At 44.4% G+C, this 3,018-nt stretch carries 4 protein-coding genes; 1 reads left to right on the forward strand and 3 read right to left on the reverse strand.

Annotated elements, in window-relative coordinates:
• Positions 1-106: 106 nt before the first annotated feature.
• From A3757_RS07810 to A3757_RS07820, 3 genes are read right to left on the reverse strand one after another with little or no spacing between them, the layout of a single operon-like run.
• Positions 107-679 carry a DUF1285 domain-containing protein gene (locus tag A3757_RS07810; RefSeq protein ID WP_068515227.1) on the reverse strand — a complete coding sequence of 191 codons (573 nt, stop codon included), beginning with the start codon at positions 677-679 and terminating at the stop codon, positions 107-109.
• Positions 680-681: 2 nt separating this feature from the next.
• Positions 682-1,578 carry a radical SAM protein gene (locus A3757_RS07815; protein ID WP_068515229.1) on the reverse strand — a complete coding sequence of 299 codons (897 nt, stop codon included), beginning with the start codon at positions 1,576-1,578 and terminating at the stop codon, positions 682-684.
• A 42-nt stretch (positions 1,579-1,620) separates the two neighbouring features.
• Positions 1,621-2,415 (reverse strand): 4'-phosphopantetheinyl transferase superfamily protein, encoded by a 795-nt coding sequence (locus A3757_RS07820; RefSeq protein ID WP_156495052.1) that lies wholly within the window; start codon positions 2,413-2,415, stop codon positions 1,621-1,623.
• A gap of 222 nt (positions 2,416-2,637) precedes the next feature.
• Between A3757_RS07820 and A3757_RS07825 the strand changes: the two genes are divergently transcribed.
• Positions 2,638-3,018, forward strand: a 381-nt coding sequence (locus tag A3757_RS07825) for an aminotransferase class V-fold PLP-dependent enzyme (RefSeq protein ID WP_156506248.1), incomplete at its 3' end; no start/stop codon positions are given.

The following is a 3,018-nucleotide window of genomic DNA, read 5'->3' on the forward strand; positions in this document are numbered from 1 at the left end:
GGAAAAATCGCGGTGCTACTTAAGAAGAACAAGAAGCCTAACCCTAAGCTTTCAAACCTAATTCGTTAACCTTAAAATACAAATGGGGTGCGACATACGCACCTCTCTAAAATTTAAAAAACTGCCCAGCACTCCAAACACCAAGCTCAGTATCTTGCTCCGAGCGCTCACAAATATAATCTGCTAACTCGTAATAAACCGGCCGACTCAATTTTGCCATAAGCCCATGTCTTACCTTCACGTATGGCGACGGTTCCTGGCGTTCGTTATAGCTTACCTCGAGCGGGTGATCTGCCGACAAGGTGAAGTAATCGCCTAGCTGGGTAGAAAAATGCAGCTTTTGCGCTTCACCCTCACCTTCGCGATCTACCATCACGACAACAAAGGGCGCATCATCCACCGTAATTTTCATTTTCTCGTAAGGCGTCACCAGGAAGAAATCTTCACCATCACGGCGTAATATCCGCGACAACAGGCGAACCACTGCCTGCCGCTCCATCTTGTCTCCCTGATAATACCACTCACCCTGGGAATCAATACGTATATCTATCTCGCCAACTCGCTCCGGCTGCCACGTTTCAACAGGTGGCAAGCTATCATCCTCGCCAACTAATTCTCTTATCTGGGTCGCGATTGTCGGTAGGTCCCTATGCAGCCCCTCACCATCTATTTTTGCCATAGTTATAGGCCTCGCTGCCACTCTTGCCTAAGAGGAATTGCACCAGGCTTATTCAAAGCCAGATCAATTTTACTTAGCATCGCTTGCTTATCTGCCCCTAAATTACCTTTTAGCACCAAATAATTAGACGCGTGGTCGGAACGGAATACTGTATTTTCCAGTTCAAAATTAGCAATCAGGGTACGAATCTCATGAAATAAATCCAATTGTTCTAATGGCTCGTAATCACCATTAAATCCAGCCCTAAAGCGCTCTTCACCCATCGGAAAAGAAACTACTAACGTCGATACAAACTCTGGCTGTGTTTCATTCATAAGCTTGGCAGAGTTAACGGCATGTTGCTTTGAAAACTTCTTGCCACCCAAGCCATTTAATATCATCACGGAAGACTTGATGCCTGCAGCTTTTAACTTGAGTAAGGCGTCTTTAGAGCTTTCGTAAGTCTCACCCTTAACCACACATTCCAAGACTTTGTCGTCACCGGATTCACAGCCCACATATACCATGCTTAGGCCTAACGCTCTCAACTCAGCCAGCTCTTCTACCGTTTTTTTCTTAATATTTCTGGGTAAGCAATAAGCAGTAACACGTTCTTTATCTGGAAAGTAGCGATTAATACACTCAAGTATTTCTTTGAGGCGGCGGAACGACAAAGTCATTGCATCACCATCTGCCAAAAAGAAACGCCCGACATTCGGCATGCTCTTCGCCACTGCACTCACTTCTTGCTCTATCTCTTCGATCTTTTTGGGCTTGAACTTCTTCTGTTCAGCTGTATACATATCGCAAAAGGTGCACTTATTGTATGAACAACCATTGGTAACTTGAAGAATCAAAGACTTAGCTTCTGAAGGTGGACGAAATACGGGCTCAATGTAATTGATAGGCAAATAATTCATAAAATAATCACGGCAACTATTGGTTGAATCTAATCGTTTATTCTAACACAAGTCTTTATTAGCGAGCTCTCTATGGGGCAAACTGAGCTCACGAACCTTATCGAGACCGGTAATTTCTTTAGTTTCGATACGATATTCCCCCCTAGCAAGTCCATTAGACTGAGTAGCAAGAGAGATAAAGCAGTCTAAATCTGTTTCGAACTGCCAAAAAAGCCAAGGGTCAGAATCGCTTTTTTGCTCCGGCTCAAAACGCGCCAAATAACGATTAGAATCATCAAATAGAAAGGAAAAGCTTTTAAGCGGAATAGACATGCCTCGCCCATCTGCTTTCATATAAGCTTCTTTCAAAGTCCAGAGAGAAAAGAAACGATCTCGAAATGCTTCTTGGTCGAGCTTCTCTATCTGGGCGTATTCCTTGGTTGAAAACGAGTATTTGGCCAAAGGCTGAAAATCAACCTCACGCTTATGCGATTCAATGTCCACCCCCAACACCTCATCACGAGAAAAAGCCAGTACGATATGATTGTCAGAATGCGACAAATTAAAGCTCAGCGGGTAATTCGGCAATTCAGGTTTACCGTAATCATTATAATTAAAGCACCATGTTTTAGGTGAATTCCCGGGGAGATATCGGCTAAGCAAGGTGCGTAAGAGATAGCGCGATACGAGATATACATGACGATCTTTTTCAAAGACAAAACGTTCGTATCGCACACGTTCGTCCTCACTCAAAAGAGCAAGAAACTCATCAATATGAGACGCCACATTTATACGTTCAACGGAACAGAGCCAAAGATCTATGCGCTGAGCTTGCATAGCTTTTACCGATAAATTCACAAAACCTTCCACATACACTCGCCACAAAGCTCGCTATAAACGCAAGCTTTGAATCAGGCAGAACAGCTTAACAAAAGAAAGCTCTGTCGGCACTGCTTTAGTCTCCATCGACATCGGCGTTTTAAAGAATGCCCTGATCAGATACGAAAACATTAAAATGCCATCTTATTTCGTATATCATCAGAGCTTCTCCCGGTCCAACAAGCTCAAAACGGTGTCAACATGCCAAGCTTTACCCATTTCCCCCAAGCTGAAACACAATTCCCTCAAGACAAGGAATTATGCTACCTGAATCACGCTGCGGTAAGCCCTTGGCCTGCATGTACGGAGCTAGCCGTTGCCAGGTTCGCCAAAGAAAATGTTTACAGCGGCGCTCAGCACTACCCTCAATGGTTACAGGTCGAGCAAGAACTGCGCGAGCGCTTGGCCAAGTTAATCGGCCTATCATCTACCCATGAAATCGCACTGGCAAAAAACACCTCCGAGGCACTGTCAATGATTGCCTATGGCATTGAATGGCAAGCAGGTGATGAAGTAATTATCAGCAATCAGGAATTTCCGTCTAATCGCATAGTCTGGGAATCCCTGAGCCAGTTTGGTGTC

This window comes from Oleiphilus sp. HI0117, from assembly GCF_001635235.1.